Origin of the sequence: Azospirillum sp. TSH58 (assembly GCF_003119115.1) — a bacterium.
In the GTDB taxonomy this organism is placed as follows: Bacteria; Pseudomonadota; Alphaproteobacteria; order Azospirillales; family Azospirillaceae; genus Azospirillum.
In genome coordinates, this window is record NZ_CP022364.1 from 245,672 (window position 1) to 270,000 (window position 24,329).

A 24,329-nucleotide genomic window follows, 5' to 3' on the forward strand; every position below is an offset into this window, starting at 1 on the left:
CTGCGGTGGGAGCCTTACGCCTCCGGCTCGCGCAGCAGGGCGCCCTGGCGGAGCAGTTCGCGCTGGATGGCGCCGACCGGGATATCGCGGGTGCGCTCGCCCCGCCGCGCCGCCATCGACGCGCAGACCCCGGCGGCCTGCCCCGTCGCCATGCAGGTGGGCGTCACCCGGTAGGAGGAATGGGCCTCGTGGCTGCCGGAGATGCAGCGGCCCGCCACCAGCAGCTTCTCCATGCCCTTGGGCAGCAGGGCGCGCATCGGCACCTCGTACCACTCGCCGGACGGCACGCGCTTCAGCACCGTGCCACGGCCGGTCGGGCTGTGGATGTCCACCGGGTAGGTGCCCCGCGCGATGGCGTCCTTGAACTTCGCCGCGCCCAGCACGTCGTCCGCGGTCATGGCGTAGTCGCCGACGATGCGCCGGGTCTCGCGGATGCCGATTCCGGTGCCGGTCTGGCAGGTGTAGGCGTCGGCGAATCCGGGGGCGTACTTGCGCAGGAAGTTGGCGATCTGCGCGGCCTGCCGATGGCTCTCCCACTCAGCTCGCGTCAGGTCGAAGACGTTGGTGCCCAGCGCACCGGTGACCCGCGTGCAGTTCAGGGCGATCTCGCCTGGATGGGTGGTGGCGAAGAACAGGATGTCCTCGCGCGCCAGATCGAGGTCGCCGTTGGCGGTGGCCCTGGACACGAGGTCCCACAGCCCGTGCACACCGCGCCATTGCGTCGGATGGTCCCGCACATAGCCATTGAAGGCGTCGTGGTCGAAGCCGACCATGCGGAACATCAGCGTCATGGGCTGGGTCAGCCCGTCCTCCTCCCGCCCGACCTCATAGTCGCAGCCGGCCAGCGCCGCGATGTCGCCGTCCCCGGTGCAGTCCACGATCACGTCGGCCTCGATGACCACCGGCCCGGACTTCGTCTCGAAGACCACGGCGTCGGGCTTCCCCGGTTCGCCGAGGACGGTGGAGGCGAAGGCGTGCAGCAGCACCTTCACCCCGGCCTCGTCGAGGATCTGCTGCGCGGTGACCTTGAGCACCTCCGGGTCGAAGGGAACGGTGAAGCCGGTGTCCGGCGAGGGTGGAATGGCCCCCTGGTTGGTGTAGAGGCGCCCCAGGAAGACGGCCAGCGCCCCGCCCACCACCGGCTCGCCGGGGCCGTGGTCCTGCGGCATCAGGCGCGTGTTGTCCACCACCGCGACCGAGCCGCGCTGGGTGTAGAAGCTCATCCAGGGCATGACGAGCGCCGCCGTGGCGTTGCCGCCGAGGAAGCCGTAGCGCTCGACCAGGATCGTCTTGGCCCCCGACTGGGCGGCGCCGATGGCCGCCCCCATGCCGGCCGGACCGCCGCCGACGACAAGGACGTGGCAGCGCGCCACCTTCATGGCGCGGCGCGGCGGCAGGGTGACCGATTCAGGGTTCGGTGGACAGGGCAGGACGGGCAAGATTGGCTCCTTTCGTCATTCTGCCGCTTCGGCCGCCGCTTCGGCCGCCGCCTCGGCCGCCGCTTCGGCGCGCGGGGTCACCGTCCGCAGGGCGAGCGGCGCCGTTTCGCGGGCGCGCTCCATCAGCACGGGAATCCGGTCGCGCAGCAGTCCCTTCTGCTCCGCGCGGTGATCCCACAGGCGGTCGAGGTCGGCGAGGAAGGTCCCGGCGGTGGTGTGGGACACGGTCGCCCGCGGCTCCAGCCCCACCGAGGACAGGAAATCCGACACCTTGGACGCGTAGGGCAGCGCGATCAGCGGCGTGCCGGTGATGGCCGCGAAGATCAGGAAATGCAGCCGCATCCCCACGGCCATTTCGAAATGATCCATCAACCCGATGATCTGGCGCGGCGTGTAGCGGTATTGCAGCAGATGGGCGCGCTCCGACACCGCCATGCGGCCCATGACGCGGTGCGCCTCGCGCACGTCGGCGCGCTCCATCGGAACGAACACCACGTCGGCGCCGAAGCGCTGCACGATGTAGTCCGCCGCCTCCGCCAGAAGCTGGTGATAGGCGGCGTCGGTCAGTTCCGGCGCGGCGGCGCCCTGCTCGCGCACCGACAGGCCGACCAGCGGGCGGCCACGCGGGATTCCGGCCTCGGCCAGCATCTCCTCGGTGAAGGGCTCCGGCTTCAGCAGCAGCGCCGGATCGGCGGTGACCGTCACGGGCACCTGTACGCCGATCTCCTCGATCAGCCGCTTGGCGCTCGGTTCGCGGACGGTGATGCCGGTCATGCGGTCCAGCCCCTCGCGCACCGCGTCGCGCTCCACCCGGTCCTTCAGCGGGCCGACGCCGATCGCGAAGGTGTAGGTCGGCACCCCCAGCTTCTGCGCGATGGTGACCTCGCGCAGGTAGGTCTGCGCCTCGCTGTCGTAGAGGATGCCGCCGCCGCCCAGGAGCAGCAGGTCGAGCCGCTCGACCTCCGGGGTGATCTCGTCGCGCATGGCTTCCCGAGGGTTAAGAACGCGGTCCACCGCGTGATTTTCGCGGGTGTGGGCGGCGTTGCGGGAGAAGACGACCACCTCCACCCCCGGCACCGTCGTGCGCAACTGCTCGATGGCCGAGGTGAGGATCGCCTCGTCGCCCAGATTCAGGCCGCCGTAAGACCCTGAAATGCCTATGACCGTCATCCGCACCCCCTCCTGCCGCACCGAAGCCGTGCGCCTATGCCTTCGGGTGCAACCCGACCGGCTGGCGAAGGTTCCGTGCGACCGGTATTCTTCCGGCCCGTCCGCCCGGAGCTGGACGGGCAGGACGTTGGCAGGCCAGGACAAGGCGGACGATGCATAGACCCAGGCTGTTTCTCGACCTCGACGGCGTGCTGGCCGACTTCGACCGCGGCGTGAAGGCGGTCACCGGCAGGCGCCCGGAGGACATCCCGATGAAGGTCATGTGGCGGGAGCTGTCCCGCCACCCCGACTTCTTCGGAACGCTGGAGTTCATGCACGACGCGCAGGATCTCTGGCGGTTCTGCGAACCTTACGCGCCGACCATCCTGACCGGCCTGCCGCTGGGCTCCTGGGCGCCGGAGCAGAAGCGGCGCTGGGTCGCCCATATGCTGGGTCCCCACGTGCGGATCATCACCTGCATGGCCCGCGACAAGCACCGACACGGCGGGCCGGGCACGGTTCTGGTCGACGACCGCGAGAAGGCCCGCGATCCGTGGACCCAGGCGGGCGGCGACTTCATCCTCCACACCAGCGCGAAGGAGAGCATCGCCGCCCTGAAGCGCCTGGGCTTCACCGGCTGACCGTCCTCACTCCGCCGGCAGCCGCCTGCCCTCGCTGCGCGTCTTGAGAAGCGACACGACCACGCCGCCGGCGATCAGGGTCAGCGTCACGCCCAGCGAGATCAGCGGGTCCGGCTTGCCGAAGACCTGCGTGTAGAAGATCTTGCCGCCGATGAAGACCAGCACCAGCGCCAGCGCGTATTTCAGGTAACGGAAGCGGTGGACCATCGCCGCCAGCGCGAAGTAGAGCGCGCGCAGGCCGAGGATGGCGAAGATGTTGCTCGTGTAGATGATGTAGGGGTCGGTGGTGATGGCGAAGATGGCCGGCACGCTGTCCACCGCGAAGATCAGGTCGGCGAACTCGACCATCATCAGCGCCAGGAAGAGCGGCGTGGCGTAGAGCGCGGTCCGCCCGTCCGGCCCGGCCTCGCGCACGAAGAAGCTCTGGCCGCGGAAGCCGTCGGTGATCCGCAGGTGCCGGTTCAGGAAGCGCAGCGCCGGGTTGTTGGCGAGGTCCGGCTGCTTGTCCACGGCGAACAGCATCTTCACGCCGGTGATCAGCAGGAAGGCGCCGAAGATGTAGAGCACCCAGTCGAATTCGCTGACCAGCGCGGCGCCGGCGGCGATCATCAGGCCACGCATCACGATCACACCCAGGATGCCCCAGAACAGCACGCGGTGCTGGTACGCCCGCGGGACCGCGAAGTAGGTGAAGATCAGCGATATGACGAAGACGTTGTCGAGAGACAGGCTCTTCTCGATGAAGAAGCCCGTGTAGTACTGGGCGGCCGCGGCGTCGCCCATCGACCACCAGACCCAGCCGCCGAACAGAAGAGCGACGGCGATGTAGAAGGCCGAGAGGCGGAGGCTCTCCTTGACGCCGATCTCACGGTCACGGCGATTGAGGATGCCGAGGTCGAAGGCCAGCAGGGCCAGGACGAGACCGACGAAGGTCAGCCACACCCACGCCGGCTTGCCCATGACATCGAGAAAGACGAGGGCGATAAGGGAATCCATAACAACACCCACTTGATTGCGCTGCGTCTGCAGTGAATTCAAGCGGTGTCCGACATCACGGCTGACGCCTCAGCCGTCAGAGGGGCCCGGACCCGAACGCCACGCAAATGGTGTTGCGGATTGGTCGTTCAAGAACCGCGTCCCGCGAGTCGATCAACTTTCTTCGGAGACCATCCTTCCTTTGCCGGCCATGCGGCACCGTTGTGCCGCGCAGGGCGGTCTTTTTGATGCATCCAGGCCACAGTGAAGGCAAGAACTCACAACTGCTGAAACACTTATGGTTGCTTTCCTGTCCATCACTCTTGTGCAGATGGATTCGATCTGCCAAGAACACGGAAAAATCCACACGCGCGAAGGCGCCAGGAGTTTCGCATGAACCAAGCCGAGCTCATCGAGACCATCGCGACCAACGCCGGCATCCGCAAGTCCGATGCGGCAAAGGTCGTCCAGTCGGTGTTCGAAGGCATTTCCTCGGCGCTCGCCCGCGGCGAGGAGGTGCGTCTTGCCGGGTTCGGCATTTTCGAAGTGGCCGAGCGCGCCGCCCGCGAGGGGCGCAACCCGCGCACCGGCGAAGCGGTGCAGATCGCCGCGTCCAAAGCGCCGCGGTTCAAGCCGGCCAAGCAATTGCGCGACGTGGTGAACGTCTGATCGACATCGCCCAATCCAAGGCCGTTCGAAAACGGCCGACTCACAGGGGAACGGAGCTGAACGCGGCCATGACCATCGAAGCATCGGAACTGCAGGCCCTGACCGCCAAGGTCGTCTCGGCCTATGTCGGCAACAACACGGTGCCTGTCGCCGACCTGCCGGCGCTGATCCTCAACGTCCAGTCGGCCTTCAACGGTCTGGGCGAGGAAAAGGCCGCGCCGGCCAAGGCCGAACTGGTTCCCGCGGTGCCGATCAAGAAATCGGTGACCCCGGAATACATCATCTGCCTTGAGGACGGTAAGAAGCTGAAGATGCTCAAGCGGCATCTGAAGACCGTCTACGACATGTCCCCGGACGATTACCGAGCCAAATGGAATCTGCCGGCGGAGTATCCGATGGTTGCTCCGAACTACGCCAAGGCCCGGTCGGAAATGGCCACGAAGCTCGGATTGGGCCGCAAGCGGGTTGCGCAGGACTGACCCCCTGCCCTTCACCGCGCACCCAGCGGCAGGCGCACCCTCAGGGTGCGCCTTTTTCTTTTGGCCCTCGCCGCGGCATGGCCATGAAACGACACGGCGCCGTCAGCGATCGTCCGGTGGCGCCGTCTCCCCGTGACCGAGCGGACGCTGCATCAGGACGCTGTCCACCCAGCGCCCGAACTTGAACCCGACCGCCTTCAGCAGGCCCGCTGATTCGAAACCCAGGCTTCGGTGCAGGCCGATGGACGCCGCGTTGCCGCTGTCGCCGATCACGGCGAGCATCTGGCGGCACCCCGCCGCCGTGCAACGGTCGATCACCGCCGCGAGCAACGCCCGGCCGGCGCCGCGGCCCGTGCAGTCGGGGTCGAGATAGATCGAATCCTCGACGCTGTAACGGTAGGCGGTGCGCAGCCGGTAGGGGCCTGCATAGGCGTATCCTATGACCCGTCCGTCCATCTCCGCAACGACATAGGGCATGCCCCGGCCCAGCACATCGTCGCGCCGGCGCGCAAGCTCCTCCAGGCCGGGAGGCACCTCCTCGAAGCTGGCCGTGCCGGTCAGGACGTGGTGCGTGTAGATCGTCTTGATGCGCGGCAGATCGTCCGGCCGGCTGTCGCGGATGTGCATGGGGGACCTCCCGCCTTGTTCGGACCTGGAATAGCACGGCCGCGACACCGGAGAACACCGCCCTCGCCACCCTGGAATTGCATCCCCGCTCCCCCTGGAGGAACGTCCTATGCCAAGCGGCCGTATCCGTTAGCCTGTATGGCCATGGCTCATGCAAAAGACACATCCATGCCGTCGAGTGATGACCAAGCGGAGAGAGCCGCATCGGCCTTAGCTCCAAACGAAAATCGTCATCTTTTCGCCAATATTCCAAAAGTTCTTCCGATCTTTTCGGCATTCATAAGGACCGAATAGTCCGGACATAGGCCAAAAAATATTGCTGCACCGCCGTTTCGAGGCTTGATCCAACTTGGAGGTGGCGGCACAGTATCAATGTCTGATTGACGTGTTCCCGGATAATTTCGGCAAATCCCCCACAAAAAAAATGCCGAAACGATGGGCGTCTGCGAACGGCCATCGAAAGGGTTCCGCGGCAAGAGACGGTGGAGCGTTGGAGAGAGGAGGCCGGTGTGCTCAAGAAACTCCTGACTGGTGAAAACGCCAGCCTGACCCGTTATGTCGAGGAGTCGAAGCGGTTCCCCATCCTGGCCCCCGACGAAGAGCGCGAGCTCGCCGTCGCCTGGCGCGACCGCGGGAACGGCCATGCGCTGGAACGTCTGGTGGGCAGCCACCTGCGGCTGGTCATCAAGATCGCCCGCGGTTTCGGCGGCTACGGCCTGCCGTTGCCGGACCTCGTCGCCGAAGGCAATGTCGGTCTGATGCAGGCCGCCCAGAAGTTCGATCCGGAGCGCGGCTTCCGCTTCGCGACCTACGCCACCTGGTGGATCCGCGCCTCGATCCAGGAATACATCCTGCACAGCTGGTCTCTGGTGAAGATGGGCACGACCGCCGCCCAGAAAAAGCTGTTCTTCAACCTGCGCCGCCTGAAGAGCCAGATGCAGGAGCTGGAGCAGGGCGACCTGTCCCCCACCACCGTCACCGCCATCGCGACCGAGCTGGACGTGCCGGAGCAGGAGGTGATCGAGATGAACCGCCGGCTCTCGTCCAACGACAGCTCGCTCGACGCCGCCCTGTCCAGCGACGGCGAGACCAACTGGCTGGAACTCCTGGCCGACGACCGTCCGACCCAGGAAAGCGTGATCGCCGACGCCGACGAGCTGGCTCTGCGCCGCCGGCTGGTCGGGCAGGCCCTGGAGCGTCTTGACGACCGTGAACGCCGCATCCTGTTCGAGCGCCGCTTGAGGGACGATCCGTCCACCCTGGAGTCGCTGAGCCAACAGTTCTGCGTCTCGCGCGAACGGGTGCGCCAGATCGAGGTGCGGGCCTTCGAGAAACTGCAGAAGGCCGTCCTGAGCGCCGCCCAGGCTCTGCGCCGCACCCCGGCTCACATGGCCGCCTGATGTAGACGAACAGTCGAGTTTCGCGATCGCACACAACATACCGGCGGATGCCAAACGGCTCCGCCGGTTTCTATTTTTATCAGCCTTTAATGATTTGCCAGCCTGCGACAACGCTGCCGGTTTTCACACCGATCGTAACCCTCCATAGTGCCGCCCGCAGGTTAGTTACTTTGCATTAAAAACAAATTGCGCTAATCTGATGCGGTCCTATTCTCGCGGGGAAGTCGATCCATGTCGCATTCTGCCCAGACGCAATCCATTCTCGACCGAATCTCCTTTCTGCGAATCGACGAACCCACGAAGGCCGTCCTTCGGGAATTCCAGCCCTATCTCGCCCAGCGCATCGACCAGATCCTCGAGGATTTCTACGGCTACCTGCGCTCGGTCCCCCAGGTCGCGACTCTGCTCGTCAATCCGACGGTGGTCAGCCGGGCGCGCGACATGCAGAAGCAGCATTGGCTGAAGAACGTCTTCACCGGCACCTTCGACGACGCCTACATGGCGCAGGTGCTGAAGATCGGGCAGGCCCACCAGCGCATCGGTCTGGAGCCGCGCTGGTACACGGGCGCCTATTGCTTCACCCTGAACAAGCTGATCGACCTCGCCTATCAAGTGTACCGCAAGAAGCCGGAAAAGCTCGCCCAGCTGATGCAGGCGATCAACAAGGCGGTGTTCCTGGACATGGATCTGGCGACCTCCGTCTACGTCGACCTGAACACCGCCGCGATCATCTCGCGCGAGCTTGGCACCACCGCCGACTCGTTCGAACGCGAGGTGAAGAGCGTGGTGCAGGCCGTGGCCTCCGCCGCGCAGCAGCTCCAGGGCACCGCCCAGAACATGAGCCGCACCGCCGAGGAGACCAGCGCGCAGTCCACCCAGGTCGCCGCGGCGGCCGAGGAGGCCTCCGTCAACATCCAGACCGTCGCCGCCGCCGCGGAGGAGCTGACCGCCTCCATCGGCGAGATCAGCCATCAGGTGACCCAGTCGGCGGCCATCGCCGGCGAGGCCATGTCGCAGGCGGAGCGCACCAACACCACCGTGCAAGGTCTGGCCGACGCCGCCAGCCGCATCGGCCAGGTGGTGAAGCTGATCCACGACATCGCCAGCCAGACCAACCTGCTGGCGTTGAACGCCACCATCGAGGCGGCGCGCGCGGGGGAGGCCGGCAAGGGCTTCGCAGTCGTGGCGTCCGAGGTGAAGAGCCTCGCCAATCAGACCGCCAAGGCGACGGAAGAGATCAACTCCCAGATCGGCGCGGTTCAGGGCGCGACGCAGGACGCTGTTCTCGCCATCCGCTCGATCTCGGAAACCATCGCGCGGATCAACGACATCTCGACCTCCATCGCCTCGGCCATGGAGGAGCAGGGCGCCGCCACCACCGAGATCGCCCGCAACGTCCAGCAGGCGTCGATCGGCACGCGCGAGGTCAGCGAGACCATCGTGCGGGTCAATTCCTCCGCATCCGAAACGGGGTCGGAGGCGCGGGGCGTCCTGTCGGCGACGAACGAACTGTCCATTCAATCGAACAATCTGCGGGCGGAGGTCGACCGCTTCCTGGCGCGGGTGCGCGCCGGCTGATGGCCGCAATGGGGCGGGGCTGGCGGCACGATCCGGTGCCGCCAGCCCCTGCTATCCACCGGCCCACATGTGGACCGTCGGCCTGAACGGTGCGATCAGAGAACGGTGCGAAGAACCGTTTCGCTGACCTTTACCTTTGCGGCATTGGCTGCCGAACGAAGATCGTCCAGCGAACGCCAATGGCTGCGGCCACCGATCGTCGTCAGAGCACCGTTTTGCATCGCGACGAAAAGGCCGGTGCGTCCCAGATTCACGATCTTGATCATCGCACGCTCCTCCTCTGCCTCCGGGGTATCGATTCGCGCCAAGCCACGGCACAGCCCAGCGGTCTCCCCATTTCATTTAGAGACTTACCAAAAAGCCGCATATTCGGTCAATGAGGCCAATCGGCATAGACCACAGATTGTTTTTCCTTCGGCGAATCGAATCCGCGGGTGCAGCCCCCTCCCCCTTGGGAGCTGTGTCCGCCACCGTCAAAGCCTTGCCGGAAAGACTTTCATGGGCCGGGGGGAACGCCGCACTGCGTCGGTCCGTTCATTCCCTCAAATGGTTTGAAGTCCGGAGGAGGAATGGACGCCGCCACCGCGTCGCAGGATGTGATCAGCCTGCCCGTCACAATTCGCCCGGCCTGCCGGACCGATCTGCCGGATCTCGAATGGTTCGGGCTGCACACGCCGCATCGGGAAATCCTCGCCACGGCCTTCCGTTCCCAGGAGCGTGGAAGCGGCGCCCTTCTCGTGGCGGAGGTCAACAACTTCCCCGCCGGCCAGATCTGCATCGACTTCCAGCGCAAACGGCATCTGCGCCGGGCGACGCTGTGGGCGTTGCGGGTGTTCCAGCCCTTCCGCAACCGGGGCATCGCCACACGGCTGATGGCCGCCGCCGAGGGCACCGCGCTCGACCACGGCTATTCGGAATCGGAACTGGGCGTGGACCGGGACAACGCCGGGGTCCTCGCCTTCTATGAACGGCTGGGCTACGAACTGCGCGGGACGGAACGAGGGCGCTATTCCTACCGCACCCCGGCCGGCGAGCTGGTCCAGGTGCCCATCGATCAGTGGATCATGCGCAAGCCGCTGTTCAGGCAGGCGGCGTGGCAGGCCGGGGCCGGCTTCGCGCCGGTCATTCCGCCGCCAGCGCTATGAGCCGGGCCGGGCGGCGGCGCGGCAGACGGATGCGCGCGCCGTCCAGGATATCCGCCAGCTCCCGTGCGGAATCCGTGGCCATGGTCAGGGCGACCAGGGGAAGCCAGCGGTCGAACACCTGGGTCGTCACGTCGCCTTCCCCGGCCTGCATGGCGGCCAGCGCGTCCAACACCGCCATCTCGTCCATCCCGACCCGCGAGCAGGAGGGGCAGCGGAAGGCCGGGCGGCCGGCGTTGGTCACGGCGAAGGTCCCCAACAGGGCGAACAGCGGCAACAGAGCCGACGACGGCACCCCCGCCACGCCGAAACTGGCCCGCATGGCCGCCATCGCGCCGGCGGTGCCGTGACGGAACCACTGCCGGAAGCCGGTCAGAAGCGCGCGCTCCGCCGTCGTCAGATCGGACACCGTCCAAGGGGACAGCCGCCCCTCGCCCACCGAATCGCACATGCTGACCCCTCCCGACTGAAGTGACGGAGCCAACCTTAGACGATCCGCGCACGATTTGCGAGTCATTCGCATTTGCAATTCATGGACCTTCTGACGCAGGGCGATCCCACCATGGGGAGCTGTGACAACGTTCCGTGACAAAAGCCGGCCCGCCCTGCTGGAAAGGTCGGGTTAACCATATTCCGAGACCCTTTCCACGCCCGCAGACAGGAGCGTGGAAGGATGAGGCGGACAGTCGGACAGGCGCTGCTCGGATTGCTGGTGGCGTTGGCGATGCTTGGTACGGCGCAAACGGCGGCGGCCCAGATTCACCTGAACCCGGCCTATGGTGACGGCACCCTACTCGGGCCGACCATGGCCCGCGGCGCGGTGGTGTGGAGCCATGGCCGTTCGGTGGACGTGGAGGATTCGAACGCTCCCACGCCGCTCTACATGAAGACCATGAAGGATGCGGGGTGGGACGTGTTCCGGCTGGACCGCATGCGGGTCAGCGACACGCTGCCGAACAGCTCCCGCGCGCTGGCGGGCTACGCCGACCAGTTGAAGGACCGCGGCTACCGCAAGGTCGTGCTGACCGGCCAGTCCTTCGGCGCCTTCCTTTCGCTGATGGCCGCCGGGCAGAGCGACCGGGTGGACGCCGTCGTCGGCACCGCCCCCGCCGCCTTCGGCAACTTCTCCGACTCCTACGACAGTTTCCGCGACAACGCCGCGCAGCTCTGGCCGATCCTGCGCGGCATCCACAACGCGCGGGTGATGCTGTTTTTCTTCCACGGCGACGATTTCGACCCCGGCGGGCGCGGGGAGTCGGCGCGCGGCATCCTGTCCTCGCGCGGGCTGGACCACATCGTGGTGGATCAGCCGGCCCTGCTGACCGGCCACGGCGCCGCGACGACCGGCATGTTCGTCCGGCGCTTCGGCGCCTGCATCCTGCGGTTCGCGGAAGCGCCGCCGCGCCGGGGCGATCCCTCCTGCGATGAATCCTGGGGCCGCACGCCGAGCGCGGAGCTGATGCGGGCCGCGGCGCCGGAGCCGCGCACCGGCAGCGGCACCTCCTCTCCGGCGGGCACCGGCGCCCGCTCCTTCCTCGGCGTCTGGTACGGCGCCTACATCAACGGGCGGGAAATCGCGCTGGCCGTGGACCGGGTCGAAGGCGACGCCGTCTACGCCGATTACGTGCTGGGACCGGGCATGGAGGCCGACCAGCCGATGGAGCGCGCCCAGCGCAAGGGCCGCATCGAGAACGACGAGCTGGTGTTCGACGAGAAGGGGCGCAACGTGCTGCGCTACAGCGTCCGGACGGACGGGCGCCTGTCCGCCACGTGGCTGGACCGCTCCGGCAAGGGCCGTCTGGAGACGACCCTGCGCCGGATGGACTGACCGTCGAGCGTCAGTCCTGACGGACGCCCGCCGTTCGAAGACCAGCGCAAATCCTGATGTGTCAGGATTTGCGCTGGTCGGTATGAGTGATCACAGCCGGCGGGCGAGTGCCAGCAGACCGCCGGCGCCGATCATCAGGCCGCCGGTCAGGCGGTTGAGGGTCCGGGCGGCGGACCCGCTGGTCAGACGGGCGCCGATGCTGTTGCCGCCGGTGGCGTAGGCCATGATCCAGCCGAACTCGATCACCACCATGATCGCCACCAGCGCCACGAGCTGCGGCATCAGCGGAGCCGCCGGGTCGATGAATTGCGGGAACAGCGCGGCCATGAAGACCAGAGCCTTCGGGTTGCTGAAGGCGACCAGCAGCCCGCGCAGGAACAGGCGATGGGCCGGGGCTTCCTCCGCCGCGGCGGCGGCGGTGGCGCGCGGCGAGCCGTCCGGCACCGGCGCCCGCCACGCGGCGATGCCGAGCCAGGTCAGATAGGCCACGCCCGCCCACTTCACCGCCTGGAAGGCCGGCTCCGACGCCGCCAGCAGGGCGCCGAGGCCGAGCACCGACAGGGTGGCCATCGTCGTCAGCGCCACGCACATGCCGAGCCCGCCCCAGGCCGCCCGGCGGATGCCGTAGCGCAGGCCGAGGCTCATCGCCAGCAGCATGTTGGGGCCGGGAGTCATCGACAGCACGAAGGCCGTCGCGAAGAAGAATCCAAGAGTCTGCCAGTTCATCGCCGTCATCCGAAGGGGGGCTCGGGATGTCACCACGGCGCGGCGCGTCTGGCAAACGCCGCCTGCGCAAAGCTGCTCAACGCCGCCCTGGATCGCGTCCGCCCGGATCACGGTAATCCCATGGCGGCGTGCGCAGCCACTCCTCCAGGCTGCCCGGCGCCGCCCGGCCCCTCAGATTTGGCCGCTCGGCCGACTGGATGGGCTCGGGAGCCTTCGGGCCGAGAAGCGCACCGGGCCACACCCGCCCGTCCCCGTCGACCCGCGCGCGGTAGCGCAACCCCATGGAGGCGATGAACTCCCCCTGCCCGGTCGGGCGCCCGAACGCGAACCCGCCGACATAGCGGTGACCGTCCGGCAGGGTCAGCGTCCCCATGCCGGTGGCGAGGCCCCGCCGGAATTGGCCCTGAAAAATCGTTCCATCCTCGCGCCCGCGGCGTCCAGGCCCTTCGGCCCGGCCATCGACGAAGACCGCTTCGGTCCAGTCCACCGGTTCCGCATCATCGAACGTTTCAAGAACGCCGGCACCGTGGGCGAAGCCGTTGCGGCAGGGGCCGTTCCATCGGACGGTCCTCCCCGGGCTCAGATCATGGTCGCGAACGCGGCAGCCGCCGACCGGGTCGGTCAGGACCCGCTCCGCCGCCTGCCGCTGCTTGCCTTGGACGGGGCACGACGGGAGCGCGCCCAGCAGCACGGCCAGACCGGTGAGCAGGAACCGGGTTCCCATGATCGGACACTCCGCATGCGCGCACAGCCTTGCGCGGGAGCGGATCCAATCACCGTGCGGAGGGCGCCGTCTGTGCCCTGCCTCTCATCTTACGCCGGTTTCGCCCAGCGGGCCGCCGCCGCGTCGTCGGAGTCCTTGGCCTCCACCCAACGCTCGCCGTCCGGGGTGGCCTCCATCTTCCAGAAGGGCGCCTTGGTCTTCAGCCAGTCGATCAGGAAATGGCAGCTTTCGAAGGCCGCCTCACGATGGGCGCTGGCGGTGGCCACCAGCACGATCCGGTCGCCCGGCTCCAGCCGCCCGTAGCGGTGGATGATGAGCGCGTCGTCCAGCGGCCAGCGCGCCCGCGCCTCCGCCTCGATGGCCTCCAACTGCCGCTCGGTCATGCCGGGATAATGCTCCAGCGTCATGGCGCTGACGGACTCGCCGCCGGCCATGTCGCGCACCAGCCCGACGAACAGGGTCACCCCGCCGATGCCGGTCTTGCCGCCGGTCATCGCTGCCAGTTCCGCCCCGACGTCGAAATCCTCGCTCTGCACCTTCACCGTCACGGCAAAGCTCCCTTTCTCAGCCGCCGGTCACGGGTGGGAACAGGGCCACCTCGTCGCCGGGGCCGACCGGGTGGTCGTAGGGCACATGCTCCTGGTTCACCGCGACCTTGACCACCGTGCTGTTGGCGAGCGCGTCGGCGTGCTTCGGGCTGCGGGTCTTCAGCCACTCCACCAGGGAGCCGACGTCCCGGACCTCCGCCGGCAGGTCCACCGTCTCGGTCGCCACGCCGATCTTGGTGCGCAGCCAGGCGAAATAGAGGATCTTCATCACCGAACCTCACTGAAAGGCAGGAATTCCACGATCATCCCCGGTTCGACGCGGGTGATCTCTTCCGGCAGTTCGACGAGCCCGTCGGACTCGACCATCGACGACAGGATGCCCGCCCCGTCGCGCGGGTGCTTGACCGCGGTCAAAACCCCGTCGGCGGCACGGGCGAGCGTGGCCCGCACATATTCGCGCCGCCCGGCCTTCTTCTTGTAGGTGAAGCCCGCGCGCAGCGGGAACAAGGCGGACGCCTCGTCCGCCGCCCCCATCAGGCGGAGCAGGATCGGCCGGGCGATGCGCAGGAAGGTGACCATGACCGCCACCGGGTTCCCCGGCAGGCCGACGAAGACCGCCGCCCCCCCGGCTTCACGCCTGACCGTGCCCAGCGCCACCGGACGCCCCGGCTTGATCGCCAGCCGCCAGAAATGCAGCCCGCCCAGAGCCTCCACCGCCGCCTTGACGTGATCCTCCTCCCCCGTGGACATGCCGCCGGAGGTGACGAGGACGTCGTGTGTCCCCGCCGCTTCGGCCAAGGCGCCGCGAACGGCGTCGAGCCGGTCGGGCAGGATGCCCAGGTCGGTCACGTCGCAGCCGAGCTGGCGCAGCGAAGCGATCAGGGCGAAGCGGTTGGCGTCGTAGATGCAGCCGGGCTCCAGCGGCACGCCCGGCTCCCGGACCTCGTCCCCGGTGGAGAAGACGGCGACGCGCAGGGATGTCCGCACCGTCACCTCCCGCCGCCCCAGAGAGGCGAGCAGGCCGATGTCCTCCGCCCGCAGCCGGCGGCCGGCGGTGAGAACGGTGCTGCCCTGCGTCATATCCTCCCCGGCGCGGCGGCGGTTGGCGCCGCGGCGGATGCCGGGAGGAATGGCGACGGAGCCCTCTTCCGCCTTGCAGTCCTCCTGCATCAGCACCGTGTCGAAGCCCTCGGGCATCGGGGCGCCGGTGAAGATGCGCACCGCCTCCCCGCGCCGCCCCGGACGGTCCAGCGCATGGCCGGCTGTGACGCGCGCCGTGACCGGCAGCCGCGTGGCCGAATCGGGCGCCAGGTCGTCGAAGAAAACCGCGTAGCCGTCGACCGCCGAATTGTCGTGCGGCGGCACGTTGAACGGGGCGACGACGTCCTCGGCCAGCACATGGCCCAGCGCGTCGGCGAGGCCGATCCGGCGAGCCTCCGTCACGGGGTGGAGGCGGCTGGAGAGAAGGTCCAGAGCCCGGTCCACCGCCATCATCTCCCCGCCGAAGGCGAAGCAATCGTCGCTAAGCTGAGCCATCGCCCCACTCCACCCCACACACCGCCGTCCGTCCGATCCGGGCCCCCCCACCCACACGGGTCGGGCGGTCCTGCTTCAGACAGCCTGCCCTGTCGCCCCGCACCGGTCCAGCGCGCAACGCCCGATGATGAAGGACGCGATGGCCTCCTCGTCGTTCAGGTCGAAGACGGGCACCCCGGCGTCCGGCACCGGCCCGTCGCTGGCGATCGCGACGATGCTCGGATCGTCCCGCGCGATCAGCGACTTGCCCACCGAGGCGCGCCACACCTCGATCTTCTCGTGGGGCTCGCGCTTGAACCCCTCGATCAGCAGCAGATCGACGGGCGACAGCTTCGGCAGCAGTTCGGCCAGGGACAGCTCCGGCTCGTCGTTGCGGATCTCGTGCATCAGCGCCCAGCGGCGGGGCGAGCTGACCAGGACCTCCGTGGCGCCGGCCTCGCGGTGGTTGTGGCTGTCCTTGCCGGGATGATCGATGTCGAAGCCCTTGTGCGCGTGCTTCATGGTCGAAACGGTCAGGCCACGCCGGATCAGCGCCGGGATCAGGCGAACGATCAGCGTCGTCTTGCCGCTGCCGCTCCACCCCGTCAGGCCGAACATCTTCATGGAAGCCCCTATCCTCCGCCTTGCCGCCCATCGCTGCGCGGGCGTTCCCCGGTCACATAGCAGAAACACACGGGCATGCGAACGGACAAACCGGAATGGCGGCCCGCTCTGCCACGTGCCGGAAAGCCGACCGCGGAGAACAGCGACTCAACCGTCGGATCAGCCCGGCGTGCGGGCCGGGTTGCCCGGAGCGCCCTTCCGGGGCTTGGCCGGCTGGTGGGCCATCATGTGCTTCAGCCCGGCGCGCATGTAATCCCAACCGGTGACGAAGGTGAGGATCGCCGCCACCCACAGGCCCAGCGTGCCGATCAGCGTGACCGGGATGTGGACCGGGCCGTAATCGCCGACGATCAGGAAGCCGATCGCCACCATCTGGATCGTCGTCTTCCACTTGGCCATCCAGGTGACCGGCACCCCGACGTTCAGCCCGGCCAGATACTCGCGCAGACCGGACACCAGGACCTCGCGCAGCAGGATGACCACGGCGGCCAGCACCGACAGCCCGGACAGCCGGGCGAAGGCGACCAGCATGATCAGCGTCGCGGCGACCAGCAGCTTGTCCGCGATGGGGTCCAGGAACTTGCCGATGACGCTTTCCTGCTCCCAGGCGCGGGCCAGGTAGCCGTCGAACCAGTCGGTGATGCAGGCCGCGGCGAACAGGGCGCAGGCCGTGTAGGCGGCCCACGCCTCCGGCACGTAGAACAGCCCGACCACGACGGGAATCACCGCGATGCGCGACAGGGTGAGCAGGTTCGGCAGGCTGGTCAGCATCGGTCGCAACTCTGGAATCGGGGGAAACGCGCGGCGGGCGGCGTCATTCTAACCGTCTGAATGGAAATGATCGTATATCTTTTTCGCCACTGTTTTGCTGATCCCTTCGACCGACTCCAAATCCGCCAGACCGGCGCGGGAGACGGCGACGGCGCTGCCGAAATGGTGCAGCAGGGCCTTCTTTCGGCTGGGTCCAATTCCCGGGATCTCGTCGATCATCGATTTTCCCAACGCCTTGGTGCGCTTCGCCCGATGGGTGCCGATGGCGAAGCGGTGCGCCTCGTCCCGCAGCCGTTGCAGGAAATAGAGCACCGGGTCACGCATTTCCAGCTGGAACGGTGCGCGGTCCGGCATGAAGAAGCGCTCCCGCCCGGCGTCGCGGTCCGGCCCCTTGGCGATGCCGACCAGCGCCACATCGTCGATTCCCAAATCGGCGAGCACGCCCAGCGCCATGTTGAGCTGCCCGATGCCGCCGTCGATCAGCACCAGATCGGGCCAGGTGCCCTGCGTCCGCTCCGGGTCCTCCTTGACCGCCCGTCCGAAGCGGCGGGCCATGACCTCGCGCATCATCGCGAAGTCGTCCCCGGCGGCGCCCTCGGTCTTGATGTTGAACTTGCGGTAAGCGTTCTTGATGAAGCCCTCCGGCCCGGCGACGATCATGGCGCCGATGGCGTGGGCGCCCTGGACGTGGGAGTTGTCGTAGACCTCGATCCGCTGCGGCGGGCCGTCCAGCCCGAAGACCGCCGCCACCCCGTCGAGCAGCCGCGCCTGGGACGAGCTTTCGGCCAGCCGCCGCCCATGGGCCTCCCGCGCGTTGGTCAGGGCGTGCTCGACGATGCGGCGCTTGTCGCCCCGCTTGGGCGCGGCCAGCTCGACCCGGTGGCCGGCGCGCAGCGCCAGAGCCTCGGTCAGCAGTTCCTGTTCCGGCAGGTCGTGGCTGACCAGGACGAGGCCAGGGGCCGCCTTGTTCTCGTAGAACTGGGCGATGAAGGCGGCCAGCACCTCCGGGGTCTCGGCGCTCTTGTCGTGGCTGGGGAAATAGGCGCGGTTGCCGTAGTTCCGCCCGCCGCGGAAGAAGAAGACCTGCACGCAGGTCATCCCGCCCTCCGCGTAGGCGGCGATCACGTCGGCGTCCTCGACCACCCCTTCCACGTTGATGTCCTGATGCGCCTGCACCGCGGTCAGCGCGCGGATGCGGTCGCGGTAGCGGGCGGCGGTCTCGTAATCGAGATTCTCCGCCGCCTTGGTCATCTCCGCGACGAACTCCGTCTGGATGTCGCGGCTCTTGCCGGACAGGAAGGCGCGGGCCTGATCGACCTGGGCCTGATACTCCGCCGGGCTGACCCGCTCGACGCAGGGCGCGGTGCAGCGCTTGATCTGGTACTGCAGGCAGGGCCGCGTGCGCGCCGCGAACACCGTGTCGGCGCAGTTGCGCAGCAGGAAGGCGCGCTGGAGCGCGGTGATCGTCCGGTTGACCGCCCCCGCCGAGGCGAAGGGGCCGAAATAGTCGGCGTCGCGCGACCGCGCGCCTCGGTGCTTGGTCAGCTGCGGGTAGTCGTGGTCCTTGGTGATCATGATGTGCGGGAAGGTCTTGTCGTCCCGCAGCAGCACGTTGTAGCGCGGCATCAGCCGCTTGATCAGGTTCGATTCGAGGAGCAGCGCCTCGACCTCGGTGTGGGTCGTGACGAACTCCATGGTCTCCGTCTCCGACACCATGCGCTGCAGCCGCACGGGCAGGCGGTTGACCTGGGTGTAGTTGAACACCCGCCGCTTCAGGTTCTTGGCCTTGCCGACATAGAGCACGGCCCCGTCGCCCGCCAGCATGCGGTAGACGCCGGGCGTCTGCGGCAGGGTCTTCAGATGGTCGCGGATGACCTCCGCCCCCCGGGCGAGATCGGCGGGGCGCCGTCGCGGGCGCGGAGCGCCGTCCGCGCCTTGGGCATCCGCGCCTTGCGAATCCGCAACATCAGTGTCGGCGCCGTCCGTCTCCGGAAGAACAAGATCAGTGGGGGTGTCTGCGGTGTCGGCCATGTCTCGAATGTCGTCGGGTGCCGGGAATGGGTCAACCACCCCCTGTCCTGAATGGTTAAGACGAACGACTCACCTCATCGGCGGTCGTTCGTCGGGATATCCACGACTCCTGTGGATAAGTGTGTCGATAACCCACGGGTTACCCCTACGGAACCAAGGCGGCCCAAGGGATTCCAAAGCTATGCACAAAAATTAGGCATTTCTTCTAAGTCGTTGTTTTTATTGGAGACACTTTGAGTCAAGTCGGCACTTTGGCGCTGCGCCGCTAAATTTCCGGATCGTGCAAACAGCCCCTTGCGCCAACGGGGTTGGATGTGTACAACGCGCGGTCCTTTTGCCGGCCTGTCCAACCGACCAGGGCGCCGGCCGCTGAACGGCATGGTGCGTCCTGGCCGAACCGCCTATTCCGTCGGCACGAACCCCAGGGACGGCTGCGCCCACCCCAGATGCTCGCCGCCGTCCAGAGCGACCATCTGACCGGTGACCGAAGGCGCGTCGATCAGGAAGCGCAGGGCCGCGCAGATCTCCTCGGGCGAAGGGCCGCGCTTGAGCGGAGTCGCGTCGCGCTGGGCGGCGAACTCCTCCTCCGTCTGACGGACGTTCTTCAATGTCGGGCCCGGCCCGATCGCGTTGACCCGGATGCGCGGGGCGAGCGCCATGGCGAGCGTCTGGGTCAGCGTCCACAGGCCGGCCTTCGACAGGGTGTAGGAGATGAAGTGCGGGGTGAGGTTCCACACCCGCTGATCGATCATGTTGACGATCAACCCATCCGTGTCGCCCGGCACCTGAGCCGCGAAGGCTTGGCTCAACACGAAGGGTGCACGGAGGTTGGCCTCCATGTGGCGGTCCCAGGACTCGCGGGTCACGTCCCCCACCTCGTCCCGCTCGAAGCGGGAGGCGTTGTTGACCAGCAGCGACAGCGCGCCCAGCCGCTCGACGGCTTCGGGCACCAGCGCCTGCATGTCCAGTTCGCGCTCCAGGTCGGCCTGGAGCGCGACGGCGACGCCACCCTGCCCGACGATCTGCGTCACCACCGCGTCGGCCTCGCTGCGGGAGTGCCCAAAATGCACTCCCACGCGCCAGCCACGCGCCGCGAGGTCGAGCGCGATGGCGCGTCCGATCCGCTTTCCCGCCCCGGTGACCAGGGCCGCTTTCCTCTTGATCTCCACCATGCCGCCATAGGTACCCTGCCACCCGTTCCGGTCAAGGGGTTCCCTTCGGGTCAGGCTCCGGACCGGCAAAAGACGCGCGGAGCGGGATGCGGCCATGCTGAGGGAAGCCTTCGAGTATCTGACGACGCCCTGCCCGCCCCTGGCCCGCCGTTACGGCTATCTGGCGGAAGCGGTGGCCCTCGGCGCGCGCCACCGGCGCCAGCGGCGGGCTTGGGCTCCCCATGTCGAGGCCTGCCGGCGCTTCGTCCAGGAGGCCGCGGAGCGGGCGCCGCGGGGCGGACGGGCGCTGGTGGCGGGGTCCGGCTTGCTGATCGAGATTCCGTTGCCGGTGCTGGCCGCGCGATTCGGCGAGGTGGTGCTGATCGACATCGTGCACACCCATGCCGCTCGCCGACAGGCGCGTCGCCATCCCAACGCCCGTCTGCTCGCCCTCGACGTCACCGGTGCGCTGGCGCCCCTGGACGCCGCCCTCTCCGACGGTTCACCGCTTCCCTCACCGTCTCCGCCCGACCTGCCGGGGGAGCGGTTCGCTTTCGCCGTGTCTTGCAATCTCCTGTCGCAGCTCCCCCTCCTGCCTCTGGACGCCATCGACCGTAAGGCGCCGAACACGTCGGGAGCGGAGCGGGAACGCTTCGCCCGAACCCTGGCGCAGTCTCATCGCTCCTGGCTGACCCGCGTCGCCGAACAGGCCGCTCTCTTCACCGATGTGGAGAGCCTCTGGTTGGAGAACGGCGCGGTGCAGGAACGCGAGGACTCCCTGTGGGGGCTCGATCTTCCTCATCCCGATCGCACCTGGGACTGGGACATCGCTCCGGCCCCGGAGGAGGACCGCCGGCGCAGCTTGCGTCACCGCGTCGGCGCTTGGTTCAATCTTGCAGCCCCAACTGGGACCTGACGGTGTGACAGGCATCGCTTCCCGCCGTGAATTCACGGCACACCAGGGGGCGGTGCTCATAGACGCTGCAAAAGACGGACTCGCCGAGGGTTCCCATCAGGGCGGCACAGCGGTTGCCGTTGCACCGCATGCGGCCGTCCTCCTTCAGGTGCTCCATGATCCCGTCACCATCCCAATCACCGATGAAGGTCGGCCATTCCCAGGAATAGGCGCAACAGGCCCCGCAGCTTTCGCAATCCGGCACGTCACCATCCGTCGGCATGGCATTTTTCCCATTCTTCCCCGCCCCGTCACACCCCTTGTCCCCTCCCCCGCTCCGCGGGGGAGGGTTAGGGTGGGGGGGCCGTGTCGACACCCCAAGCACAACGAAAAGCCGGCGCTTCCCACAGGGAAAAGCGCCGGCTTTGTCGTTCATGAAGCCGATTGTCAAGTGTGTTTGAAGCCTTGTCCGTCCACGTCCTGGCTGGTGTGGCGTGTGCCGTGGTGACCTGGCGGCGACCTACTCTCCCACGTCTTAAGACGCAGTACCATCGGCGCTGAGGCGTTTCACGGCCGAGTTCGGAATGGGATCGGGTGTTGGGAGCCTCGCCATGACCACCAGGTCACCAAGGCACACGCGAACCATCCGGACAGGGACGGCAGAGGTGTCAATGATCGAGGACGTTCTTGCATTCTTGCGGTGTTGGCTCGTGCGCCCAGGGCTTGCCGCTGCGCGCGGGCCGCCTGCTGGGAAGGATCAAGCCGATCGAGCGATTAGTAAGGCTCAGCTTCAGGCGTTGCCGCCCGTCCACATGCCTCCTATCGACGTGATGGTCTGTCACGGCTCTCAAGGGAGTTCTGGTTTAGAGGTGGGTTTCCCGCTTAGATGCTTTCAGCGGTTATCCCGTCCATACTTAGCTACCCGGCCATGCCACTGGCGTGACAACCGGTGCACCAGAGGTATGTCCATCCCGGTCCTCTCGTACTAGGGACAGATCCTCGCAAAACTCCGACACCCACGGCAGATAGGGACCGAACTGTCTCACGACGTTCTAAACCCAGCTCACGTACCACTTTAATCGGCGAACAGCCGAACCCTTGGGACCTGCTCCAGCCCCAGGATGTGATGAGCCGACATCGAGGTGCCAAACGACTCCGTCGATATGGACTCTTGGGAGTCATCAGCCTGTTATCCCCGGCGTACCTTTTATCCGTTGAGCGATGGCCCGTCCACATGGAACCACCGGATCACTATGGCCGACTTTCGTCTCTGCTCGACTTGTCTGTCTTGCAGTCAGGCGGGCTTATGCCATTGCACTCGTCGAGCGATTTCCGACCGCTCTGAGCCCACCATCGCGCGCCTCCGTTACACTTTGGGAGGCGACCGCCCCAGTCAAACTACCCGCCATGCAGGGTCCCGGCTCCGGATCAACGGAGCGCGGTTAGATGCCAGAGACCTCAAGGGTGGTATTTCAAGGTTGGCTCCGCCCGAGCTGGCGCCCGGGTTTCCTAGCCTCCCACCTATCCTACACATGAGATCCCTAGCACCACTGCAAAGCTGTAGTAAAGGTGCACGGGGTCTTTCCGTCTGACCGCGGGTACTCCGCATCTTCACGGAGAGTTCAATTTCGCTGAGTTGGTGTTGGAGACAGCGGGGAAGTCGTTACGCCATTCGTGCAGGTCGGAACTTACCCGACAAGGAATTTCGCTACCTTAGGACCGTTATAGTTACGGCCGCCGTTTACCGGGGCTTCAATTCGGAGCGTGAACCCCTCCTCTTAACCTTCCGGCACCGGGCAGGCGTCAGACCCTATACGTCGCCTTGTACGGCTTCGCAGAGCCCTGTGTTTTTAGTAAACAGTCGCCACCCCCTGGTCTGTGCCCCCCGCCCGCGCTTGCGCACGAACGGGGCCCTCTTCTTCCGAAGTTACGAGGGCAATTTGCCGAGTTCCTTCAACACCATTCTCTCAAGCGCCTGGGTATACTCTACCAGTCCACCTGTGTCGGTTTGGGGTACGGTCTGATGCGGGGGCTGTTTCCTGGAACGGGTCCCCAGCCGGGCCAATCCGATAAGGCCCGACACGCTTTCCCATTCGTCACACACCCGCTGGCCCACGAATATTAACGTGGTTCCCATCGACTACGCCTTTCGGCCTCGCCTTAGGGGCCGGCTCACCCTGCGTGGATTAACCTTGCGCAGGAACCCTTGGACTTTCGGCGACAGTGTTTCTCACACTGTTTGTCGCTACTCATGTCAGCATTCTCACTTCCGATACCTCCAGGCGGCCTCACGGACACCCTTCACAGGCTTACGGAACGCTCCGCTACCACGCGCCTTTCGGCGCATCCGCAGCTTCGGTACACGGCTTGAGCCCCGATACATTTTCGGCGCAGGCCGGCTTAACTAGACCAGTGAGCTATTACGCTTTCTTTAAAGGATGGCTGCTTCTAAGCCAACCTCCTGGTTGTCATGGCCTTCCCACATCCTTTCCCACTTAGCCGTGATTTGGGGACCTTAGCTGGCGGTCTGGGCTGTTTCCCTCTCGACGATGGACCTTAGCACCCACCGTCTGTCTGCCGGGCTGTGCTCCACGGTATTCGGAGTTTGGTTAGGTTTGGTAAGCCGCGAGGCCCCCTAGCCCATCCAGTGCTCTACCCCCGTGGGCAATCGCCCGACGCGCTACCTAAATAGCTTTCGCGGAGAACCAGCTATTTCCCGGTTTGATTGGCCTTTCACCCCTAGCCACAGGTCATCTCCGACTTTTTCAACAGGCGTGAGTTCGGTCCTCCAGTGCGTGTTACCGCACCTTCAACCTGCCCATGGCTAGATCACCGGGTTTCGGGTCTACAGCAAGCAACTCAAGCGCCCTGTTCAGACTCGCTTTCGCTGCGCCTCCGGCTATCGCCTTAAGCTCGCTGCTTACTGTAAGTCGCTGACCCATTATACAAAAGGTACGCCGTCACCGCGCCCCTCCGAAGAGATTGGCGGCTCCGACTGCTTGTAGGCATCCGGTTTCAGGAACTGTTTCACTCCCCTCGTCGGGGTGCTTTTCACCTTTCCCTCACGGTACTGGTGCACTATCGGTCACTGAGGAGTACTTAGGCTTGGAGGGTGGTCCCCCCATGTTCGGACAGGGTTTCACGTGCCCCGCCCTACTCGAGCATTCAGTCCGGTTTACCCGTACGGGGCTATCACCCGCTCTGGCCCGCCTTTCCAGACGGTTCCGGTTATGTAGACTGAATGACTGGCCTGGTCCGCGTTCGCTCGCCACTACTAGCGGAGTCTCGGTTGATGTCCTTTCCTCCGGCTACTTAGATGTTTCAGTTCGCCGGGTTCGCCTCCCCACCCTATGGATTCAGGTGAGGATACCGCTTGCGCGGTGGGTTGCCCCATTCGGAAATCCACGGATCAAAGCC

24 protein-coding genes and 2 rRNA genes (1 of these 26 cut by a window edge) are annotated in these 24,329 nt (G+C 66.6%); 8 read left to right on the plus strand and 18 right to left on the minus strand.

The window, feature by feature from the left end; all coding sequences use genetic code 11:
* Positions 1–14 precede the first annotated feature (14 nt).
* Both TSH58p_RS04695 and TSH58p_RS04700 read right to left on the minus strand, forming a co-directional pair.
* The gene (locus TSH58p_RS04695; protein ID WP_282183625.1) at positions 15–1,439 is read right to left on the minus strand and encodes an FAD-dependent oxidoreductase; all 1,425 of its coding nucleotides are present in this window, start codon (positions 1,437–1,439) and stop codon (positions 15–17) included.
* 15 nt (positions 1,440–1,454) lie between these two features.
* Positions 1,455–2,609 carry a polysaccharide pyruvyl transferase family protein gene (locus TSH58p_RS04700; RefSeq protein ID WP_109071229.1) on the minus strand — a complete coding sequence of 385 codons (1,155 nt, stop codon included), beginning with the start codon at positions 2,607–2,609 and terminating at the stop codon, positions 1,455–1,457.
* 152 nt (positions 2,610–2,761) lie between these two features.
* On the opposite strand from TSH58p_RS04700, the gene TSH58p_RS04705 reads away from it, so the two are divergent.
* Positions 2,762–3,229 carry a hypothetical protein gene (locus TSH58p_RS04705; protein ID WP_109071230.1) on the plus strand — a complete coding sequence of 156 codons (468 nt, stop codon included), beginning with the start codon at positions 2,762–2,764 and terminating at the stop codon, positions 3,227–3,229.
* Positions 3,230–3,235: 6 nt separating this feature from the next.
* Here the strand turns inward: TSH58p_RS04705 and TSH58p_RS04710 are convergent, their stop codons facing one another.
* Positions 3,236–4,225: a TerC family protein gene (locus TSH58p_RS04710; protein WP_109071231.1), complete on the minus strand. Its 990-nt coding sequence runs from the start codon at positions 4,223–4,225 to the stop codon at positions 3,236–3,238.
* Between the two features lie 321 nt (positions 4,226–4,546).
* Here TSH58p_RS04710 and TSH58p_RS04715 point away from each other — a divergent pair, with 321 nt between their 5' ends.
* Together TSH58p_RS04715 and TSH58p_RS04720 are read left to right on the plus strand one after the other, a co-directional pair.
* Positions 4,547–4,873: an HU family DNA-binding protein gene (locus TSH58p_RS04715; RefSeq protein WP_256380066.1), complete on the plus strand. Its 327-nt coding sequence runs from the start codon at positions 4,547–4,549 to the stop codon at positions 4,871–4,873.
* 68 nt (positions 4,874–4,941) lie between these two features.
* Positions 4,942–5,352 (plus strand): MucR family transcriptional regulator, encoded by a 411-nt coding sequence (locus TSH58p_RS04720; protein WP_109071232.1) that lies wholly within the window; start codon positions 4,942–4,944, stop codon positions 5,350–5,352.
* Between the two features lie 102 nt (positions 5,353–5,454).
* Here TSH58p_RS04720 and TSH58p_RS04725 read toward each other — a convergent pair whose 3' ends face one another.
* Positions 5,455–5,979 (minus strand): GNAT family N-acetyltransferase, encoded by a 525-nt coding sequence (locus TSH58p_RS04725; protein ID WP_109071233.1) that lies wholly within the window; start codon positions 5,977–5,979, stop codon positions 5,455–5,457.
* 509 nt (positions 5,980–6,488) lie between these two features.
* Here TSH58p_RS04725 and rpoH point away from each other — a divergent pair.
* Positions 6,489–7,379 (plus strand): RNA polymerase sigma factor RpoH, encoded by an 891-nt coding sequence (rpoH, locus tag TSH58p_RS04730; protein WP_109071234.1) that lies wholly within the window; start codon positions 6,489–6,491, stop codon positions 7,377–7,379.
* A 231-nt stretch (positions 7,380–7,610) separates the two neighbouring features.
* A complete protein-coding gene (locus tag TSH58p_RS04735) occupies positions 7,611–8,957 on the plus strand; it encodes a globin-coupled sensor protein (protein WP_109071235.1) in 1,347 nt (448 codons plus the stop codon).
* A 95-nt stretch (positions 8,958–9,052) separates the two neighbouring features.
* On the opposite strand, the gene TSH58p_RS33575 is transcribed toward TSH58p_RS04735, so the two are convergent.
* Entirely contained in the window at positions 9,053–9,223 is a 171-nt protein-coding gene (locus tag TSH58p_RS33575) for a hypothetical protein (RefSeq protein WP_199230180.1), read from the minus strand.
* A 303-nt stretch (positions 9,224–9,526) separates the two neighbouring features.
* Here TSH58p_RS33575 and TSH58p_RS04740 point away from each other — a divergent pair, with 303 nt between their 5' ends.
* On the plus strand, positions 9,527–10,102 hold the full coding sequence (locus TSH58p_RS04740) for a GNAT family N-acetyltransferase (protein ID WP_109071236.1): 576 nt from the start codon (positions 9,527–9,529) through the stop codon (positions 10,100–10,102).
* Here TSH58p_RS04740 and TSH58p_RS04745 read toward each other — a convergent pair.
* Positions 10,080–10,550, minus strand: a complete 471-nt coding sequence (locus TSH58p_RS04745; RefSeq protein WP_109071237.1) for a hypothetical protein — start codon at positions 10,548–10,550, stop codon at positions 10,080–10,082. The genes TSH58p_RS04740 and TSH58p_RS04745 overlap by 23 nt on opposite strands.
* Positions 10,551–10,772: 222 nt before the next feature.
* On the opposite strand from TSH58p_RS04745, the gene TSH58p_RS04750 reads away from it, so the two are divergent.
* Positions 10,773–11,927 (plus strand): alpha/beta hydrolase, encoded by a 1,155-nt coding sequence (locus tag TSH58p_RS04750; protein ID WP_109071238.1) that lies wholly within the window; start codon positions 10,773–10,775, stop codon positions 11,925–11,927.
* A gap of 90 nt (positions 11,928–12,017) precedes the next feature.
* Here TSH58p_RS04750 and TSH58p_RS04755 read toward each other — a convergent pair whose 3' ends face one another.
* The 9 genes from TSH58p_RS04755 to TSH58p_RS04795 form a co-directional block, all read right to left on the minus strand.
* Positions 12,018–12,653: a LysE family translocator gene (locus TSH58p_RS04755; protein ID WP_109071239.1), complete on the minus strand. Its 636-nt coding sequence runs from the start codon at positions 12,651–12,653 to the stop codon at positions 12,018–12,020.
* 76 nt (positions 12,654–12,729) lie between these two features.
* On the minus strand, positions 12,730–13,377 hold the full coding sequence (locus TSH58p_RS04760) for a hypothetical protein (RefSeq protein WP_109071240.1): 648 nt from the start codon (positions 13,375–13,377) through the stop codon (positions 12,730–12,732).
* An 89-nt stretch (positions 13,378–13,466) separates the two neighbouring features.
* Entirely contained in the window at positions 13,467–13,925 is a 459-nt protein-coding gene (locus tag TSH58p_RS04765) for a molybdenum cofactor biosynthesis protein MoaE (RefSeq protein ID WP_109071241.1), read from the minus strand.
* 16 nt (positions 13,926–13,941) lie between these two features.
* Positions 13,942–14,193, minus strand: a complete 252-nt coding sequence (gene moaD, locus TSH58p_RS04770; protein WP_109071242.1) for a molybdopterin converting factor subunit 1 — start codon at positions 14,191–14,193, stop codon at positions 13,942–13,944.
* The gene (gene glp / locus TSH58p_RS04775; protein WP_109071243.1) at positions 14,193–15,461 is read right to left on the minus strand and encodes a gephyrin-like molybdotransferase Glp; all 1,269 of its coding nucleotides are present in this window, start codon (positions 15,459–15,461) and stop codon (positions 14,193–14,195) included. The genes moaD and glp overlap by 1 nt, the downstream gene beginning before the upstream one ends.
* A gap of 75 nt (positions 15,462–15,536) precedes the next feature.
* The gene (gene mobB, locus TSH58p_RS04780) at positions 15,537–16,064 is read right to left on the minus strand and encodes a molybdopterin-guanine dinucleotide biosynthesis protein B (RefSeq protein WP_109071244.1); all 528 of its coding nucleotides are present in this window, start codon (positions 16,062–16,064) and stop codon (positions 15,537–15,539) included.
* A gap of 159 nt (positions 16,065–16,223) precedes the next feature.
* Positions 16,224–16,835: a CDP-diacylglycerol--glycerol-3-phosphate 3-phosphatidyltransferase gene (pgsA, locus tag TSH58p_RS04785; protein WP_109071245.1), complete on the minus strand. Its 612-nt coding sequence runs from the start codon at positions 16,833–16,835 to the stop codon at positions 16,224–16,226.
* A gap of 48 nt (positions 16,836–16,883) precedes the next feature.
* Entirely contained in the window at positions 16,884–18,866 is a 1,983-nt protein-coding gene (gene uvrC / locus TSH58p_RS04790) for an excinuclease ABC subunit UvrC (protein ID WP_109071246.1), read from the minus strand.
* Between the two features lie 401 nt (positions 18,867–19,267).
* Positions 19,268–20,038, minus strand: a complete 771-nt coding sequence (locus TSH58p_RS04795) for an SDR family oxidoreductase (RefSeq protein ID WP_109071247.1) — start codon at positions 20,036–20,038, stop codon at positions 19,268–19,270.
* 94 nt (positions 20,039–20,132) lie between these two features.
* Here TSH58p_RS04795 and TSH58p_RS04800 point away from each other — a divergent pair, with 94 nt between their 5' ends.
* The gene (locus tag TSH58p_RS04800; protein WP_109071248.1) at positions 20,133–20,933 is read left to right on the plus strand and encodes a hypothetical protein; all 801 of its coding nucleotides are present in this window, start codon (positions 20,133–20,135) and stop codon (positions 20,931–20,933) included.
* Here the strand turns inward: TSH58p_RS04800 and TSH58p_RS04805 are convergent.
* The 3 genes from TSH58p_RS04805 to TSH58p_RS04815 all read right to left on the minus strand — a co-directional run.
* Positions 20,905–21,195, minus strand: a complete 291-nt coding sequence (locus TSH58p_RS04805) for a YkgJ family cysteine cluster protein (protein ID WP_109071249.1) — start codon at positions 21,193–21,195, stop codon at positions 20,905–20,907. The genes TSH58p_RS04800 and TSH58p_RS04805 overlap by 29 nt on opposite strands.
* A gap of 224 nt (positions 21,196–21,419) precedes the next feature.
* A 5S ribosomal RNA gene (rrf, locus tag TSH58p_RS04810) occupies positions 21,420–21,535 on the minus strand.
* A gap of 130 nt (positions 21,536–21,665) precedes the next feature.
* Positions 21,666–24,329 (minus strand): 23S ribosomal RNA (locus TSH58p_RS04815) (it continues 95 nt past the right edge of the window).

What these genes read in the sequence shown, in the direction of transcription:
- TSH58p_RS04700 (WP_109071229.1), bottom strand. Translation starts at nt 2,609, where the DNA reads ATGACGGTCATAGGCATTTCAGGGTCTTACGGCGGCCTGAATCTGGGC.
- TSH58p_RS04705 (WP_109071230.1), top strand. Translation starts at nt 2,762, where the DNA reads ATGCATAGACCCAGGCTGTTTCTCGACCTCGACGGCGTGCTGGCCGAC.
- TSH58p_RS04710 (WP_109071231.1), bottom strand. Translation starts at nt 4,225, where the DNA reads ATGGATTCCCTTATCGCCCTCGTCTTTCTCGATGTCATGGGCAAGCCG.
- TSH58p_RS04720 (WP_109071232.1), top strand. Translation starts at nt 4,942, where the DNA reads ATGACCATCGAAGCATCGGAACTGCAGGCCCTGACCGCCAAGGTCGTC.
- TSH58p_RS04725 (WP_109071233.1), bottom strand. Translation starts at nt 5,979, where the DNA reads ATGCACATCCGCGACAGCCGGCCGGACGATCTGCCGCGCATCAAGACG.
- TSH58p_RS04735 (WP_109071235.1), top strand. Translation starts at nt 7,611, where the DNA reads ATGTCGCATTCTGCCCAGACGCAATCCATTCTCGACCGAATCTCCTTT.
- TSH58p_RS33575 (WP_199230180.1), bottom strand. Translation starts at nt 9,223, where the DNA reads ATGATCAAGATCGTGAATCTGGGACGCACCGGCCTTTTCGTCGCGATG.
- TSH58p_RS04740 (WP_109071236.1), top strand. Translation starts at nt 9,527, where the DNA reads ATGGACGCCGCCACCGCGTCGCAGGATGTGATCAGCCTGCCCGTCACA.
- TSH58p_RS04745 (WP_109071237.1), bottom strand. Translation starts at nt 10,550, where the DNA reads ATGTGCGATTCGGTGGGCGAGGGGCGGCTGTCCCCTTGGACGGTGTCC.
- TSH58p_RS04750 (WP_109071238.1), top strand. Translation starts at nt 10,773, where the DNA reads ATGAGGCGGACAGTCGGACAGGCGCTGCTCGGATTGCTGGTGGCGTTG.
- TSH58p_RS04755 (WP_109071239.1), bottom strand. Translation starts at nt 12,653, where the DNA reads ATGAACTGGCAGACTCTTGGATTCTTCTTCGCGACGGCCTTCGTGCTG.
- TSH58p_RS04760 (WP_109071240.1), bottom strand. Translation starts at nt 13,377, where the DNA reads ATGGGAACCCGGTTCCTGCTCACCGGTCTGGCCGTGCTGCTGGGCGCG.
- moaD (WP_109071242.1), bottom strand. Translation starts at nt 14,193, where the DNA reads ATGAAGATCCTCTATTTCGCCTGGCTGCGCACCAAGATCGGCGTGGCG.
- glp (WP_109071243.1), bottom strand. Translation starts at nt 15,461, where the DNA reads ATGGCTCAGCTTAGCGACGATTGCTTCGCCTTCGGCGGGGAGATGATG.
- mobB (WP_109071244.1), bottom strand. Translation starts at nt 16,064, where the DNA reads ATGAAGATGTTCGGCCTGACGGGGTGGAGCGGCAGCGGCAAGACGACG.
- pgsA (WP_109071245.1), bottom strand. Translation starts at nt 16,835, where the DNA reads ATGCTGACCAGCCTGCCGAACCTGCTCACCCTGTCGCGCATCGCGGTG.
- uvrC (WP_109071246.1), bottom strand. Translation starts at nt 18,866, where the DNA reads ATGGCCGACACCGCAGACACCCCCACTGATCTTGTTCTTCCGGAGACG.
- TSH58p_RS04795 (WP_109071247.1), bottom strand. Translation starts at nt 20,038, where the DNA reads ATGGTGGAGATCAAGAGGAAAGCGGCCCTGGTCACCGGGGCGGGAAAG.
- TSH58p_RS04800 (WP_109071248.1), top strand. Translation starts at nt 20,133, where the DNA reads ATGCTGAGGGAAGCCTTCGAGTATCTGACGACGCCCTGCCCGCCCCTG.
- TSH58p_RS04805 (WP_109071249.1), bottom strand. Translation starts at nt 21,195, where the DNA reads ATGCCGACGGATGGTGACGTGCCGGATTGCGAAAGCTGCGGGGCCTGT.